Origin of the sequence: Xanthobacter sp. (assembly GCF_041911315.1) — a bacterium.
GTDB lineage: Bacteria > Pseudomonadota > Alphaproteobacteria > Rhizobiales > Xanthobacteraceae > Xanthobacter > Xanthobacter aminoxidans.
In genome coordinates this window covers 175,100-192,367 of sequence record NZ_JAYRPE010000021.1, presented here as the reverse complement: position 1 = coordinate 192,367, position 17,268 = coordinate 175,100, and the positions used below count along the sequence as shown (strand labels likewise).

Sequence of the window (17,268 nt, the reverse complement as noted above, 5' to 3'; positions counted from 1 at the left end):
GCTCGCGAATGATCCGTCAACCGGCTTCCTGCAGCGTAGTGGGCCAAGACGCTGGGGAAATCGGCAAGCGTTGCGCCGATGCAACAGTGGCGAAACGGAAGCGCTGCTGTCCAGAAAACTCGCCGGCCGCGGGGACCCTATCCACCGGCTTGTGGCGCGCCCTGGCTCCACCGCTTGTGAAGACGCCCCCGCCGCGTCATCTGCCAAACGGGTCTTGCGGAGAAGGTCAAAGCATGTATCTTCGGGGCGACTGGGTGACGTATAGGTGAACCGGTGGCATCCTCTGGCAAACGTGGCGGCGCGTCCGCTTTGACCGACACGTTCTTCACCGTCACGCAGCTGGCGCGGGACCTCTCGGTCACGCCGCGCACCATCCGATTCTACGAGGACAAGGGGCTCATCACCCCGCGTCGCGCCGGCACCATGCGCGTCTACACCAAGCGCGACCGCGCTCGCATGGCGCTGATCCTGCGCGGCAAGCGCCTCGGCTTCTCGCTGCGCGAGATCAAGGACTATCTCGACCTCTACGACCTCGACCCGAGCCAGAGCGAGCAGATTCGCCTGCTGCTCAAGCAGGTTCAGGACCGCCTCGAGATGCTGGAGGACCAGCGCCTCGCCCTCGAGGAAACCATTATCGAGCTGAAGGACATCGAGGAGCAGGCCATGGCTGCCCTCGCCAGCGAGACCGGCGACCAGAAGGCCGCCGGCTAGGCCCACGCCGGCCGGTCCACGGGGCCGGGTCGAGCGCAGGCCATTCCGAGTTTTTCGTGGGGCTTTCCCGGGCGGATTTTTCATTCGCGTGGATCGCCCCATCACGCCCGAACCGCCGCACCAAGCGGTGGCGCAAATGATCGAAACCCGCCGCTCAAAAAGTGGCGGCCGACAACAATGGACAGGCAGGAGATCCCAATGAACGCGCCGATGCGCAACGTCGTGATTGCAGGCTATGCCCGCTCGCCCTTCACCCTCGCCAGGAAGGGTGATCTGGCGCGCGTGCGCCCGGATGATCTCGCGGCCCAGGTGGTGGCCGATCTCGTGGCCCGCACCGGCGTGAAGGTGGAGGACATCGAGGACCTGATCGTAGGCTGCGCCTTCCCCGAGGCCGAGCAGGGCTTCAACGTCGCCCGCCTCATCGGCATGATCGCGGGGCTCCCGGAGAGCGTCGCCGGCGTCACGCTGAACCGCTTCTGCGGCTCCTCCATGCAATCGGTCCACAACGCGGCTGGGCAGATCCAGCTCGGCGCGGGCGAGGTGTTCATCTGCGCCGGCATCGAGAGCATGAGCCGCGTGCCCATGACCGGCTTCAACCCCATGCCCAATCCCGCGCTCTACAAGTCCATGCCCCAGGCCTACATGGGCATGGGCGAGACCGCCGAGAACGTCGCGGCCAAGTGGCAGATCACCCGCGCCGACCAGGACGCCTTCGCCCTCAAGAGCCACCAGAAGGCGACGAAGGCCGAGGCGGAAGGCCGCTTCAAGGACGAGATCGTCGCCATCAAGGCCAACGGCAAGGTCAACAAGACCGTGGATCAGGACGGCTGCATCCGCCGCGACGCGACGGCCGAGGCCCTCGCCGCCCTCAAGCCCTCCTTCGACGAGCATGGCACGGTGACGGCTGGCACCGCCTCTCCCCTCACCGACGGCGCCTCCGCCGTGCTGGTGTGCACCGAGGACTACGCGCTGAAGAACGGCCTTACCCCCCTCGCCCGCATCCGCAGCGTGGCGGTGGCCGGTTGCGCGCCGGAGATCATGGGCATCGGTCCCGTCGCCGCGACCAAGAAGGCGCTGGCCCGCGCCGGCATCGACGTGTCCGAGATCGAGGTGGTGGAGCTGAACGAGGCGTTTGCCTCCCAGGCCCTCGCCTGCCAGCGGGAGCTCGGCATCAAGGACGAGGTGCTGAACCTCGACGGCGGCGCCATCGCGCTGGGCCATCCCCTCGGCGCCACCGGCGCGCGCATCGTCGGCAAGGCGGCCTCGCTCCTGAAGCGGGAAGGCGCCAAGTACGCCCTCGCCACCCAGTGCATCGGCGGCGGACAGGGCATCGCCACCATCCTCGAGCGCGTCTGAGGAGGGCAGGATGTCCTTTGAAATCAAAAAGGTCGCCGTCATCGGCGCTGGCGTCATGGGTGCCGGCATCGCCGCCCATGTGGCCAATGCGGGCGTGGAAGTGCTGCTCCTCGACATCGTTCCCGAGGGCGCGGCCAACCGCAACACCGTCGCCGAAAAGGCGGTGGAGAAGCTGCTGAAGGCCGATCCCGCGCCCTTCATGTCCAAGGCCGCGGCGAAGCTGGTGAAGCCGGGCAACATCGAGGACAACCTCGCCGACATCGCCGATTGCGACCTCATCATCGAAGCCATCATCGAGCGGCTCGACCTCAAGCAGGCGCTCTACGCGAAGATCGAGGCCGCCCGCCGGCCCGGCTCGGCGGTGTCGTCCAACACCTCGACCATTCCGCTGGCGGACCTCACGGCGGGGCTGCCCGAGAGCTTCCGCCGCGACTTCCTCATCACCCATTTCTTCAATCCGCCCCGCTACATGCGGCTGCTGGAGATCGTCTCCGGGTCGGAGACGAATGCGGACACAGTGGCCGCCGTCGCCCGCTTCGCCGACGTGAAGCTCGGCAAGACGGTGGTGATGTGCAAGGACACCCCCGGCTTCATCGCCAACCGGCTCGGCACCTACTGGCTGCAGCTGGCGGTGGGCGAGGCCTTCGCGCTGGGCATGAAGGTGGAGGATGCGGACGCGGTGATGGGCCGGCCCTTCGGCTTCCCCAAGACCGGCGTGTTCGGCCTCATCGACCTCGTCGGCCTCGACCTGATGCCCCACGTCCAGGGCTCGCTGAAGCGGGCGCTGCCGGCCACGGACCCTTTCCACGCAACGCTGCGCGACGAGCCGCTGATCGAGAAGATGATCTCGACCGGCTACACCGGCCGCAAGGGAAAGGGCGGCTTCTATCGCCTCAACCGCGAGGGCGGGCAGAAGCTGAAGGAAGCCATCGACCTCTCCACCGGCGCCTATCGCCCGCAGGCGAAGGCCCAGGTGGCGGAGCTGGAGGACGGCGGCGGCCGGGATCTCTTCGCCCTCCTCTCCGCCCCCGGCGAAGGCGGGCGCTATGCCCGCGCGGTGATGGTGCGGACGCTGGCCTATGCCGCCCGGCTGGTGCCCGAGGCGGCTGATGACATCGTCTCCATCGATGATGCCATGCGCTTGGGATATAATTGGAAATCCGGCCCGTTCGAGCTGATCGACAAGATCGGCGCGGCCCGCCTGATCGAGCTGTTGAAGGCGGACGGGGAAGAGGTGCCGCCGCTGCTGGCGCTCGCCGCCGACAAACCCTTCTACCGGGTGGAAAACGGCCAACGTCAATACCTTACGCTGGATGGCACCTACCGCGACATCGTGCGCCCCGAAGGCGTGCTGCTGCTCGCCGACATCAAGCTGAAGTCCCAGCCGCTGGCCAAGAACGGCTCGGCCGCCCTGTGGGATATCGGCGACGGCGTCGTGTGCCTGGAATTCACCTCCAAGAGCAATTCGCTGGATGAGGGCATCATCACGATGCTCGCCAAGGCGCTGAAGCTGGTGAAGGACAAGTGCAAGGCGCTCGTTATCTATAACGAGGGCTCGAACTTCTCCGTCGGCGCCAATCTCGGCCTTGCTCTGTTTGCCTGCAACATCGGTGCCTTCGGCGAAGTCGAGAAGCTGGTGGCCACGGGGCAGAAGACCTATCAGGACGTGAAGTACGCGCCCTTCCCGGTGGTGGCCGCGCCGTCCGGCCTGGCACTTGGCGGCGGGTGCGAGATTCTGCTGCATGTCAGTGCGGTTCAGGCCCATGCCGAGAGCTACATCGGGCTTGTCGAATGCGGAGTCGGGGTCCTGCCGGCCTGGGGTGGCTGCACCGCCATGCTGGAGCGCTGGGCGGCCGATCCGAAATTCCCGAAGGGGCCCATGCCGGCCCCCTCGAAGGTGTTCGAGACCGTCTCCACCGCCACCGTCGCCAAGTCCGCCGCCGAGGCGAAGGAGCTGAAGTTCCTGCGCGAGGGCGACGGCATCACCATGAACCGCGACCGGCTCCTGGCCGACGCCAAAGCCAAGGCCTTGGCGATGGTGGAAGGATACGCGCCGCCCAAGCCCGTGGAGTTCTTCCTGCCTGGTCCCTCCGGCAAGGCGGCCATGGACATGGCGGTGGAAGGCTTCGCCAAGAAGGGCCTGGCGACCCGGCACGACAAGGTGGTCTCCGCGGCTCTCGCCGAGGTGCTCACCGGCGGCGATGCCGACCACATCGCCCCGGTGCCGGCGGCGCGGGTGCTGGAGCTGGAGCGGGAAGGCTTCATGAAGCTCATCCGCACCACCGCCACGTTGGACCGCATCGAGCACGTGCTCGAAACCGGCCGGCCGCTCAGGAACTGAGCGGGCGCCGCGGCCTAACCGAAGATCAAGCCGTCATGGCCGGGCTTGTCCCGGCCATCCACGTGGAGAGGCAGGGCGCCACGTTCCGAAGGGAGCGCAAGCGGCCCGACGTGGATGCCCGGGACAAGCCCGGGCATGACGGCACCGAGGGAATCAGACGCCCCCTCCCCCACGAGGGACGGAGGCGAGCCAAAAACGGGAGCCAACGCCATGCAGGTCTATACCCCCCCGCTGCGCGACATGCGCTTCGTCCTCCACGAGCTGCACGGCAGCGAGGAGCTGAGCAAGCTCAAGGGACTGGAGGAGCTTTCGCCCGATCTCATCGATGCGGTGCTGGAGGAGGCGGGCAAGTTCGTCACCGAGGTGCTCGCGCCGCTCAATCAGTCCGGCGACCTCGAGGGCTGCACCTATGAGAACGGCGTGGTGCGCACGCCCAAGGGCTTCAAGGAAGCCTACACCGCCTTCCGCGAGGGCGGCTGGAATGGCATCGCCTGCGATCCCAAATATGGCGGCCAGAGCCTGCCGGCGAGCGTGAACAAGCTGGTGGAGGAGATGCTCTGCTCGGGCAACCTCGCCTTCGGCATCTGCCCCGGCCTCACCCACGGCGCCTATCAGGCGCTTAAGGCCTATGCCTCAGAGGAATTGAAGGACCGCTTCCTGCCGAAGATGGTGGACGGCGTGTGGTCCGGCTCCATGTGCCTCACCGAGCCCCAGTGCGGCACCGATCTTGGCCTGGTGCGCACCAAGGCGGAGCCTCAGGCGGACGGCTCCTACAAGATCACCGGCAACAAGATCTTCATTTCCGCCGGCGAGCAGGACATGACCGAGAACATCGTCCACCTCGTGCTCGCCCGCCTGCCGGACGCGCCCAAGGGCATCAAGGGCATCTCCCTGTTCCTGGTGCCGAAGTTCCTGCCGAAGGAGGATGGTTCCGTCGGCCCGCGCAACGGCGTGCTGTGCACCGGCATCGAGCACAAGATGGGCATCCACGGCTCGTCCACCTGCCAGATGTCGTTCGACGAGGCCACCGGGTGGATCGTCGGCGAGCCCCACAAGGGCATGCGCGCCATGTTCGCCATGATGAATTCGGAGCGCCTCTCCGTGGGCACGCAGGGCCTCGGCCTCGGCGAGGCGGCCTATCAGGCCGCCGTCGTCTACGCCAAGGAGCGCCTGCAGGGCCGCGCCCTCTCCGGCGCCAAGCATCCGGACAAGCCGGCCGACCCCATCATCGTGCATCCGGACGTGCGCCGCACGCTGATGACCATGCGCGCCTACAACGAAGGCTGCCGGGCGCTCGCCGGCTGGGTCGCCCGCGCGCTCGATCTAATGGAGCGGGCGGAAGACCCGGAAGAGCGCAAGCGCGCCGAGGACTTCACCGCCCTCATGACCCCTATCGTGAAGGCGCTCTTCACGGATCTGGGCTTCGAGGCCACCTCCATGGGCATGCAGGTCTATGGCGGGCACGGCTACATCCGCGACCACGGGATGGAGCAGTATGTGCGCGATGCCCGCATCGCCATGATCTACGAGGGCACCAACGGCGTGCAGGCGCTGGACCTCGTGGGCCGCAAGCTGCCGGCGCACATGGGCCGTTATTTGCGCTCCTTCTTCCATCCCGTGCTGAACTACATGGATGCGAAGCTGGACGACGAGAATCTCGGCCCGCTGATTACCCCCCTCTCCAAGGCGTTCGGCGCGCTCCAGCTCGCCACCGCCCACATCGCCGAGAAGGGCCTGAAGGACCCGGAGGAGGCCGGCGCCGCCGCCACCGAATATCTGCGGCTGTTCGGGCTCGTGGCGCTGGGCTACATGTGGGTGCGCATGGCGGAAGTGGCCTATGAGAAGCGCGTCTCCAACCCGGACGACGCCGCCTTCTACGATGCCAAGATCGTCACCGCGCGCTTCTTCATGGAGAAGCTCCTGCCCGACGTGGCGGCCCTGTGGGGTTCCATCAAGGCCGGCAAGGGCGCCATGATGGCGCTCGATGAGGCGATGTTCTGAGTGTCGCGCCTCTTCGGTGGAGTCACCGTCATGGCAGGGCTTGTCCCGGCCATCCACGTGGCGAGGCCGGGGACCGCCTGCGGGTTTGGGCTCCAGCGGCTCGACGTGGATGCCCGGAACCCGCATGTTTGCGGGTTCCGCTCTTGGGGACGGAAGTCGGCAACAGCCGACTTCCGGCACAAGGCCGGACATGACGGCAGCAAGAGTCCGCAATAATATTTACAAGGATGACCGATGGCCGATCTCTCCTCCCTCGTCGAAGCCATACGCGACCGCGCCGAAGCCCTCTCCGAGCTGGGCTACAAGGTGCGCTTCGACCTCAGCGATACCGGCGAGGCCATCCTGCTCGATGCCACCGGCGGCAGTGCCGAGGTGGGCGAGGGCACGGGTGAGGCGGATGCGGTGCTGAAGCTCTCCACCGACACGCTGGACAAGCTCATCACCGGTCGCATCGGCCCGATGATGGCCTTTTCCACCGGCCGCCTGAAGGTGGAAGGCTCCCAGGGCGTCGCCCTGAAGCTCGCCGGCCTGCTCGACAAGGACTGAGCCGGGCCCGGCGGCCCACAGCCTTTTCTCCCGTCAGTCGTTCGCCGTCGCGGTGGTCGCCCCACCGGCGGCGAGTGCCTGCATCAGCGTCTGGCGCAGCGCCTTGTCCTCGGCGGCATGGCGCGCGCCGGTGACGGAGAGGTGGTCCCCGTCCACATAGAAGAAGCGCGTGCCCTCCCCGGCCGTGCAGCGGTCGTCCCGGCAGAAGATGTCCGCCATGCGGAAGGCCGCGACGCCGGGATGCCGGCTGGCCGTGGCCGCGAGGACGTCGTTGCCGAAGCCGACGATGTCCAGCGCGCTCGCGCGCGGCTGGCTCATGCAGGCCTCAGTGCCGCCCGTCCCGTTGAACTCGCGCGTCGCGACACATCCGGCAGGGGCGGGCTTATATTCCGGCGACTGGCCCAGCACGATCACCTGCGGGCCGATCTGGCGCAGCTCGGCGACGGTGCGCTCCACCATGTGGGCGAACACCTGCTTGCTGGTGGCCCGGTCGCGCGTCATGCCGCCCGGAATCTCGCTGCTGACGAGGGAGAAGCCCGCGTTCGACCGCGTCGTCCAGATGGACCAGCGCCCCACCAGCACCACCACCTTGGGCTTGACGCGGCGGATCTCGTCCATCACGGCGGCGACGTAACTGGCGCAGACGTTGCCGTTGTTGTGCTCCTGCCGGGCGATGCCGCCCACGAGCGGCGGGCAGCCGGCCATGGTCTGGAGCCGCGCCGTCAGACCCATTTTTTCCGCGACTTCCGCGAGGCCGAGGAAGGTCGCGCCCGCATGGGAATCGCCCCACACCAGCACGTCGTAGCTGCCCTTGGCCGCGCCCGGCCCTGTCGCGCACAAGGCGATGGGCTGCATCTGGTCGGGGGTCCAAAATCGCGCGTTGTTGTTGCACCGGCGCTGGAAGGCGCTCCGGTCGTCGGCCGCCGCCTCGGCCGCCGCGCCGAGCGGCGAGATGGGGAACACGCCCCGGCCGACCTTCTGGAGCGCAAGGGCGACACCCACCGTGAGCAGGATGGCGCAGGCCCCGGTGCCGATGCGCATCAGCCGTCGCCCGCCCAGCGCGCTGCCGCGCCGCAGCGGCGCCTCCACATATTTCAGCGACAGGCCGGAGATGACGCCGGCGGCGAGGATGACGATGCCGGATTCGATATAGGTGGTGTGCCGCCCCTTCCAGATCGCGATGAGCACCAGCATGGGCCAGTGCCACAGATAGAGCGCGTAGGAGATGCGGCCCACATAGACCATGCCCTTCAGGCTGAGCACGCGGGCGACGACGCCGTTCGGCGCGAAGCCGCCGGACATGATGATCGCCACCGCGCCCAGCACCGGCGGCAGGGCCCACAGGCCGGGGAAGACGGTTTCCTTGCCGAAGGCGAACACCGGGACGACGATGGCGAGCGCCCCGGCGATGCCGAGCCATGAGGCTGCCTTTTCCGGCAGGCGCGGCAGCGTGACCATGGCGAGAAGCGATCCCGCCAAAAGTTCCCACGCCCGGCTCTGCAGCAGGAAGAAGGCGGCCGACTGCTCGCTCTCCACGATGCTCTCGGCATAGGTGAGCGAAGCCACTGCGATGAGGGCCAGCACGCCGACCGCGAGCCTGCGCCCGCCCAGCTTCATCAGCACGAACAGGACGAGCGGGAAGAAGATGTAGAACTGCTCCTCCACCGCCAGCGACCACAGGTGCAGCAGCGGCACCTCGTCGGCGGCGGGGCCGAAATAGTTGAGCAGGCTCTCGAAATGGATGTTGGCGAAGAACAGGGCCGAGGGCACCAGCGTGCCCACATAGCCCTGCATCTGCCGCGGCATCAGGATGAGCGCGGCGAACAGCGTCGTCACCGCCATCATCAGGAACAGCGCGGGGAAGATGCGGCGGATGCGGCGGTCGTAGAAATCCACCAGCGAATAGGTGCCCGCCGTCATCTCCTGATGGAGGATGGACGTGATGAGAAAGCCGGAGATGACGAAGAAGACGTCGACGCCGATATAGCCCCCGGTAAAGGGCGGAATGCGTGCATGGAACAGAACCACGCTGCCGACGGCGATGGCCCGAAGGCCGTCGATGTCGGACCGGTAGGCCAGACTCATCCTGGTGTCCTTGATCGGCGCGCCCTACGCGCACGCCCCCGCGGGGACCGCTTACCGACAAAATCCGGCTGGGGCAAATCGCGTGGAAGCCCGCCGCGCCGCCCGTCCGGAGCTGACGCAACGTTGGCCACGGTTCCGCACGGCCACGCTCCAGCTCAAGGAAAGTGGCGCCGCAGGGGGTAGGCAGCAACCGGCGGGACGGCCGCTCGCCCCGGTCAGTCCTTGACCGTCGCCGGGGCCAGCGCGGCGCTGGTGTTGCCGCCCTCGCCCAGCGCCCTGAGCAGGGCCGCGCGCAGCGCCGGGTCCTGGCTCATGTGGTGGGCGCCGGTGGCCGAGAGGTGGTCGGCGTCCACATAGAAGAACTTCTCGCCGTCGCCGGCACGGCAGGTCCCGTCGCGGCAGAACACGTCCGACAGCAGGAAGGTGGTGGTGCCGGGGAAGCTCGTCGCCGCCTTGGCAATCATCTCGTTGCCGATGCCGAGCACCTTGTCCGCCGCCGCGCTCGGCAGTTCGAGGCAGTTGCCGAGCTTGCTGCGGTTGTAGAACTCTTTCTCCGCCACGCAGCGACCGGGGGAGCGGCCGAATTCCGGCGTTTGCCCCACCAGAACCACATGAATGCCGAGGTCGGACAGTTCCTTCAGGGTGCGGTCCAGCATGTGGGCGAACACCTTTTGGCTCACCTCGCGCGATCGCACGCCACCGCCCGGCACCTCGTCGGAGGTGAGGGTGAAGGCGGGGCCGGCCTTGCTGGTCCACATGGCCCAGCGGCCCACCAGCACGGCGACCTTGGGCTTGATGCGGCGGATTTCCTGAAGCACCTCGGCGTTGAAGGCGGTGCAGGTCCAGCTCGGCATGTCGTCGCGATGGGCCTGTCCGCCGATCAGGGGCGGGCAGCCGGCCATGGTCTGGAGCCGGGCCGTGTGGCCGAGGGTGGCCACCTGCTCGGCGATGCCGATGAAGGAGGCGCCGGCGTGGGAATCGCCCCACACCACCACGTCATATTCGCCCTTGGCCGCGCCCGGCCCCACCGAGCAGGCCGAGGCCGGGTTCAGCGCGGCGGCGCTGAACCCCTTGGGCGAGTTGTTGCAGGAGCGGCTGAAGGGGCTCCTGTCCTCCATGGCCGCCTCGGCGCGCGCGCCCAGCGGGGAGATAGGGTAGAAGCCGCCGCCCAGCCGCTCGAACAGCACGCCCACGGCCAGTGTCATGGCCATGGCCATGATGCCCGCCGCGAAGCGGCCCCGGCGCTTGCCGCCCAGCGAGCCGGCGTGGCGCAGCGGCGTCTCCACGTATTTCAGCGACAGCGAGGCAAAGATGAAGGCGACGATGAGCATGCCGCCGGCTTCGAAATAGGTCAGCGCGCGGCCCATATAGGTCTTGCCGAACACCAGCAGCGGCCAGTGCCAGAGATAGAGCGCATAGGAGATGCGCCCTACATAGACCACCTTCGGGCGACTGAGCAGGAAGTTGGCGTAGCCGGCCGGATTGATGGTGCCGGCATAGATCACCGCCGCCGTGCCGAACACGATGGGCGCGGCGGAGAGGCCGGGGAAGGTCATGTCGTGGCTGTAGGCGAAGACCGGGACCACGATGGCGAGCAGCCCCGCCACGCCGATCCAGTTCGCCGTCTTCTCCGACACCTTCGGCATGTGCACCAGCGCGAGCAGCGCGCCGACCAGCAGTTCCCAGGCGCGGCTCTGCAGCAGGAAGAAGGAGGCGGTGGGCTGGGTGCGTGCGCTCAGCTCCGCATAGACGCCGGAGACGACGGCGATGATGAGGAAGCCGAGGATCGCCATCCGCCGCGGGCCGAGCGCGATCCGCCCGCCGGTCTTGAGGAAGGCGAACATGAGCAGCGGGAAGAAGATGTAATACTGCTCCTCCACCGCCAGCGACCACAGATGGAGCAGCGGCGTCTCGTCGGCCTGGGGGCCGAAATAGTTCATCAGGCCCTGGAAGTGGATGTTGGCGTAGAACAGGGCCGAGGGAACGATGGATTGCGCGAACAGCACCATCTGCCGCGGCATCAGCAGGAAAGCCGCAATGAAGGTCGTCACCGGCAGCACGACGAACAGCGCCGGGAAGATGCGCCGGATGCGGCGGTCATAGAAATCGACGAGCGAGAACTCGCCCTTCATCATGTCATTATAGAGAATGGAGGTAATCAGGTAGCCAGACAGGACGAAGAAGATATCGACGCCGATGAAGCCGCCGCGAAACGGGGGAATGTGGGCGTGAAACAGCAGCGCCACCACGACCGCGACGGCGCGCAAGCCGTCGATATCCGGCCGATACTTCAGATTCATGCCCGCCCCCGGATCATGGCGCGCGGCCGCCCGCGCGCAAACCTCGCCTCAGGCGGGATAACAAAGCGGCGACGTTGGGGCAATTCCTCGCAAGGCGAGGAATGGTCACGCTTCCTTAATCATTTTGTCATGGGGCGCAGGTGCAACACCTGGAGGTAGCGCCTACAGGCATACGCGTGGTGGTCGCAGAAGCCCCCTACTCCGCCGCCATCCGCTCCGGCGGCACGGGATGCGCGGGATGGGCCTTCTCCTCGTGCCGGCCGGAAACGGCGTGGTGCACGATGGCGTCCAGCCGATCGAGATAGAGATAGACCACCGGCGTGATGAAGAGCGTGAGCAGCTGCGACACCAGAAGGCCGCCCACCACGGCGACGCCCAAAGGCTGACGCAGCTCGGAGCCGGCGCCGGCGCCGAGCGCGATGGGCAGCACGCCGAAGATGGCGGCGAGCGTGGTCATCATGATGGGCCGGAACCGCAGCAGCGCCGCCTCGCGGATGGCGTCCTGCGCCGCCGCCCCGGCGCGCCGGCGTTCCAGCGCCACGTCGATCATCATGATGGCGTTCTTCTTCACGATGCCCACCAGCATGATGATGCCGATGATGGCGATCACCGACAGCTCCATGCCCGCCGCCATCAGGGTCAGCAGCGCGCCGATGCCGGCGGAGGGCAGGCCCGAGAGGATGGTGATGGGGTGGATGAAGCTCTCATAGAGCACGCCCAGCACGATGTAGATCACCACCACGGCGGCCAGGATCAGCAGCGGCTGGTTGGAGAGCGAATCCTGGAACACCTGCGCGGTGCCCTGGAAGCCGGTGATGACGCTGTCCGGCACCCGCGCCTCGGCGGCCGCCGCATTGATCTCTTCCACCGCCTGCCCCAGCGAGGTGCCCGGCGCGAGGTTGAAGGAGATGGTGACGGACGGCTGCTGCTGCTGGTGCTGCACCGAGAGCGGGCCCACCGTGCGCTTGATGTTCGCCACCGTCTCCAGCGGCACCACATTGCCGGAGGTGGTGCGCAGATAGACGCGGCCGAGGTCGCTCGGGTCGCGCTGGAAGATAGGCTGCACCTCGGCGATGATCGCGAACTGGTTGGTGGGCGTGTACAGCGTCGCGATCTGGCGGGTGCCGAACTGGGTGTAGAGCGCATCCCGGAGCTGCTGCTCGGTGATGCCGAGGGCCGCCGCCTTGTCCTTGTCCAGATCGATGGTGAGCTGGGGATTGGTGATCTGGAGGTCGGAGGTCACGTCCCTGAGGCCCGGAAGCGTCGCGAGGCGCTGCTCCATCTGCTGGGCAAAGGTGTAGAGCGTCTCGGTATCCGGGCTCTGCAGCGTGTACTGGTACTGGCTCTTGGAGGCGACGCCGCCCACGTTGATGTTCTGCACCGGCTGGAAGAAGACGTTGACGCCCGGCACCTGCGCGACGCGCCTCCGCAGGCTCTGGATCACGTCATTGGCCGAGCCCACGCGCTCGCCCGGCCCATTGCCCTTGGGCTTCAGGGCGATGAACAGGCGGCCCGTATTGGTGGTGCGGCTGCTGCCGGTGGCACCGGCGGTGGAGACGATATAGTCCACGGCCGGATCGGCGCGCACCACGTCCGCCACCTGCTTCTGGCGCTCCACCATGGCGGCGAAGGAGCTGTCGGTGGCCGCCTCTACCGTGCCGGTGATGAAGCCGTTGTCCTCCTGTGGGAAGAAGCCCTTGGGGATGACGATGTAGAGATAGACCGACAGGCCGATGGTGGCGAACGTCACCACCAGCATGAAGGGCTTGTGCCGCAGCACGAAATCGAGGCTCACCCGGTAGGCGTTCAGCCAGCTGTCGAACATCCGCTCGGTGACGCGGAAGAACCAGCCGGGCTTCTTCGTGTGGTCCACCGGCTTCATCACGCGGGCGCACAGCATGGGCGTGAGCGTGAGGGAGACGAAGCCGGAGACGAGGATGGCCACCGAGATGGTCACCGCGAACTCGCGGAACACCCGGCCCACCACGCCGCCCATGAACAGAACGGGGATGAACACCGCCACCAGCGAGAGCGTCATGGAGATGATGGTGAAGCCGATCTCGCGCGAGCCGCGCAGCGCGGCGCGGAACGGGCTCTCCCCCGCCTCCACGTGGCGATAGATGTTCTCCAGCACGACGATGGCATCGTCCACCACGAACCCGACGCACAGGGTGAGCGCCAGCAGCGTCATGTTGTTGATGGAATAGCCGAAGCCCCACATGGCCGCGAAGGTGGCGATGATGGACAAGGGCAGCGCCAGCGAGGGGATGATCGTCGCGCGCACATTTCGCAGGAACAGGAAGATCACCAGCACCACGAGGACGATGGCCTCGAACAGGGTCTTCTGCACGTCCGCCACCGCGTCGCGGACGGAGACGGAACGGTCGTTCAGCACCTCGATGCCCACCGAGCCGGGCAGCTGGGCGCGGAACTGGGGCAGGCGGTCGCGCACCTCATTCACCACCTGCACGGTGTTGGCGTCAGGCTGGCGGACCACGGCCAGCACCACCGAGCGGCGATCGTTAAACCAGCTGGCGACGCGCTCGTTCTCCACGCCGTCCGAGACGACGGCGATCTCTTCGAGCCGCACCACCGAGCCATCGCGCGCCTTCACCACCACCCGGCGGAACTGGGAGGCGTCCGCCTTGGGCGTGCCCATGTCGATGGTCTGCGCCTGCTTGGGCCCGGAGACGATGCCGAGCGGGGTGTTGGAGGCCGCCGCCTCCACGGCGCGCTGGATGTCATCCGGAGAGATGTTGCGCGCGCCGGCGGCGGCGGGATCGACGCGGATGCGCACCGCATATTTCTGCGAGCCGTAGATCTGCACCTGCGCCACGCCGGGCAACTGGGAGATCTGCTGGCCGATCAGCGTGTCGGCATATTCGTTCACCGCCGACAGCGGCAGGGTGTCCGAGGAGATGGCGAGCAGGATCACCGGCGCGTCGGCCGGGTTCACCTTCCGGAAGCTCGGCGGAGTGGTCATCTCGTCGGGCAGCTGGCGCTGGGCGACGGAGAGGGCGGACTGCACGTCGAGGGCCGCCGCGTCGATGCTGCGGTTCAGGTCGAACTGCACCGTGATGGAGGTGGAGCCCTGGGTGGACGAGGAGGTGAGTGAGGAGATGCCGGCGATGGTTGCGAGCTGGCGCTCGATGGGCGTCGCCACCGAGGTGGACATGGTCTCCGGGCTCGCACCCGGCAGGCTGGCGGAGATGTTGATGGTGGGGAAGTCCACCCGCGGCAGCGCCGCGACGGGAAGCTGGCGATAGGCGAACAGGCCCGCCACCACGAGCGACAGCATTAGAAGCGTCGTCATCACCGGGCGGCGGATGCACAGTTCGGAGAACATGGGCTCAGCTCCCGGTGGCGGGTGCGGCGGCGCGGGTTCGCACGTTCACGCGGCCGCCCTCGCGCAGGGAGAGCTGACCGTCCGTCACCACCGTCTCGCCGCCGTCGAGCCCCTTCGCAATGACGGTGCGCCCGTCCACCGTGCGCGCGACGGTGACGGGCCGCACATGGGCGATGCCGTCGTCCACGATGAAGACGAACGGGCCGTCCTGCCCGTTCTGCACCGCCTCGCTCGGCACCGCGACCACGTTGTCCTCGATGCGCAGCGTCACCGTCACCGCGCCAAGGGCACCGGGCCAAAGGCGCTCGTCGGCATTGGGGAAGATGGCGCGGGCGGTCAGGGTGCCGGTCTGCGGCTCGATGGTGTTGTCGATGACCGCCACGGTGCCGCCCGAGACGGTCTCGCCCGTGCCCTGGAAGGTGAAGGACACCTTGGCATCCTTCGCCGCGCGGAGACCGGCGATGTAGCGTTCGGGCAGGCCGAAGGCGACATAGATGGGCGCGAGCTGGCGCACCGTCGCCAGCGTGTCGTCCACCCGGATCACCGTGCCGGGGCGCACCGCGGACACGCCGATGCGGCCGGTGGCGGGGGAGCGGATCTCGTAATAGCCGCGCTGCACCTTGAGCGCCGTCAGGTTGGCCTCGTCCTGCGCCACGGTCGCCTTCTGGACGTCGGCAGTGGTGCGGGCATCGTCCACCTGCACCTGGGAAACGGCGTTGCGGGTGGCGAGGCCCGCGTAGCGCTCCACGTCGCGCAGGTTCTTTTCCAGCTGAACCTTGTCGCGGTTGAGGGTCGCCTCGGCCTGGAGGATCTGCGCGTCGATCACCCGCGGGTCGAGCTGATAGAGGAGGTCGCCCTCCTTCACGGTCGCGCCGTCGGCGAAGCCCACCTTCTCCACGGCGGCAGCGACGCGCGAGCGCACCGGCACCGTGACCATGGATTCCACCGTGCCCAGCGCCTCGACCCGCACCGGCAGGGAGGTGCGCTCCGCCTTGCCGGCAAGCACCGCGATCACGCGCGGCTGCGGCGCTGCCTTCTGGGCGCCCGTGCCGAGCCACGGCTTCTTGTCCCAGACCCACGCACCGCCGCCGAGGACGGCCAGAAGCAGGACTGCGAGGACAACCTTACGGCCGGCCGATCCGCCGCTCTTCGCGCTACCAGGTGCATTCTCGGCTGGCATGAACGTCCTCGATACTCCGCAGCGTCAGACCCGTCCGCGCCGCGATGCAACAACAATTCAGCGCTCTGGTCCAATTAAGCTTTTGTCACGCCTTGCGCGATGAACGAGAACGTAATGACGCATTCGTGAACAGCCAAGACCACGCTTGATTGCCGCGCTTGACTTGACCCTGGGTCAGAACTTGCGCGTGAGGTCGGCCAGATGCGCCAGCGCCCGGTCGATGGTCGCATCGTGCTTGGCGAAGCAGAAGCGCACCACGCTCTTCACCGCATCCTCCGCGTAGAAGGCGGAAACCGGGATCGCCGCGACCTTCCGGGTCTTGACCAGATCGAGGCAGAAGGCCTCGTCGTCGAAGGCGTTGGCGTGGGCAGCAAGGTCGATGGAGAGGAAATAGGTGCCGCGCGAGGGCAGCACCTCGAAGCCCAGCCCCTTCAGCCCCGCCGCGAGGCGGTCGCGGGAGCGCTGGAGGCCGGCGCGCATGGTGGTGAAGTAATCGTCCGGCTTGCCGAGCCCATAGGCCACCGCCGCCTGCAGGTTCGGCGGCGTGGTGAAGGTGAGGAACTGGTGCGCCTTGGACAGCACCTTCATGAGATGGGGCGCGGCGAAGACGAGGCCCACCTTCCAGCCGGTCATGCCGAAGATCTTGCCGGCGGAGGAGATCTTCACCGTGCGCTCGCGCATCCCCGGCAAAGCCATCAGCGGCTCGAACGTGAGGCCGTCGAACACCACGTGCTCCCACACCTCGTCGCACACCGCATAGGCGTTGAAGCGCACGCAATAGTCGGCAAGGAGCTGCATCTGCGCGCGGTCGTAGACGACGCCGGTAGGGTTCTGGGGATTGTTGAACAGGACGAGCTTGGTGCGCTCGGAGAACACCTGGTCCAGCTTCTCCGGCGTCATGGCCCAGGAGGGCGGCTCCAGCCGCACGAGGCGGGGGATGCCCCCAGCCCTCTGCACCAGCGGCAGATAGGCGTCATAGAGCGGCTGGAACAGCACCACCTCGTCGCCCGGCTCGATGAGCGAGAAGAGCGCGCCGGCCAGCGCCTCGGTGGCGCCCGACGTGACCATGATCTCCGCCTCGGGATCAAGTTCCAGCCCCTGCCAGTGGCGATAGTGCGCGGCGGCGGCGCGGCGCAGCTCGGGCAGGCCCATCATGGGCGGATACTGGTTCCAGCCGTCCACCACCGCCTCGGCCGCCTTGCGGCGCACGTCCTCGGGGCCGGGATCGTCCGGAAAGCCCTGGCCGAGGTTCACCGCCTCATGGGTGCGGGCGAGCCCGGACATCACCTCGAAGATGGTGGTGGGCAGCCCGGCATAGATGGGATTGAGCGGACGGGGCGTAAATTGCGGGTGGGACATGGGAAATTCGCGATGTAAAGGGAGCGGACAAAGGGTCTGGCCC

The 17,268-nt window shown here is 67.5% G+C and carries 10 protein-coding genes; 5 read left to right on the top strand and 5 right to left on the bottom strand.

The features are described 5' to 3' along the window. The first annotated feature begins 309 nt into the window (after positions 1 to 309). The 5 genes from ACE3QW_RS07970 (at position 310) to ACE3QW_RS07950 (ending at position 6,955) form a co-directional block, all read left to right on the top strand. Positions 310 to 711, top strand: coding sequence for a MerR family DNA-binding transcriptional regulator (locus ACE3QW_RS07970; RefSeq protein WP_029558273.1), 402 nt, complete (start codon positions 310 to 312; stop codon positions 709 to 711). A gap of 210 nt (positions 712 to 921) precedes the next feature. Further along, on the top strand, positions 922 to 2,067 hold the full coding sequence (locus ACE3QW_RS07965; protein ID WP_029558272.1) for a thiolase family protein: 1,146 nt from the start codon (positions 922 to 924) through the stop codon (positions 2,065 to 2,067). Positions 2,068 to 2,077: 10 nt separating this feature from the next. Further along, positions 2,078 to 4,408, top strand: coding sequence for a 3-hydroxyacyl-CoA dehydrogenase NAD-binding domain-containing protein (locus ACE3QW_RS07960; protein WP_374251104.1), 2,331 nt, complete (start codon positions 2,078 to 2,080; stop codon positions 4,406 to 4,408). 210 nt (positions 4,409 to 4,618) lie between these two features. Continuing rightward, positions 4,619 to 6,409, top strand: coding sequence for an acyl-CoA dehydrogenase C-terminal domain-containing protein (locus ACE3QW_RS07955; RefSeq protein WP_374251103.1), 1,791 nt, complete (start codon positions 4,619 to 4,621; stop codon positions 6,407 to 6,409). Between the two features lie 234 nt (positions 6,410 to 6,643). Further along, positions 6,644 to 6,955: an SCP2 sterol-binding domain-containing protein gene (locus ACE3QW_RS07950; RefSeq protein ID WP_374251102.1), complete on the top strand. Its 312-nt coding sequence runs from the start codon at positions 6,644 to 6,646 to the stop codon at positions 6,953 to 6,955. A 33-nt stretch (positions 6,956 to 6,988) separates the two neighbouring features. On the opposite strand, the gene ACE3QW_RS07945 is transcribed toward ACE3QW_RS07950, so the two are convergent. From ACE3QW_RS07945 to ACE3QW_RS07925, 5 genes are all read right to left on the bottom strand, one after another. Next, entirely contained in the window at positions 6,989 to 9,040 is a 2,052-nt protein-coding gene (locus ACE3QW_RS07945; protein ID WP_374251100.1) for an acyltransferase family protein, read from the bottom strand. 215 nt (positions 9,041 to 9,255) lie between these two features. After that, a complete protein-coding gene (locus ACE3QW_RS07940; protein ID WP_374251099.1) occupies positions 9,256 to 11,340 on the bottom strand; it encodes an acyltransferase family protein in 2,085 nt (694 codons plus the stop codon). A 196-nt stretch (positions 11,341 to 11,536) separates the two neighbouring features. After that, positions 11,537 to 14,686, bottom strand: coding sequence for an efflux RND transporter permease subunit (locus tag ACE3QW_RS07935; RefSeq protein WP_374251098.1), 3,150 nt, complete (start codon positions 14,684 to 14,686; stop codon positions 11,537 to 11,539). Positions 14,687 to 14,690: 4 nt separating this feature from the next. After that, entirely contained in the window at positions 14,691 to 15,866 is a 1,176-nt protein-coding gene (locus ACE3QW_RS07930) for an efflux RND transporter periplasmic adaptor subunit (RefSeq protein ID WP_250166050.1), read from the bottom strand. 174 nt (positions 15,867 to 16,040) lie between these two features. Then, positions 16,041 to 17,225 (bottom strand): aminotransferase, encoded by a 1,185-nt coding sequence (locus ACE3QW_RS07925; RefSeq protein ID WP_250166051.1) that lies wholly within the window; start codon positions 17,223 to 17,225, stop codon positions 16,041 to 16,043. Positions 17,226 to 17,268 lie beyond the last annotated feature (43 nt).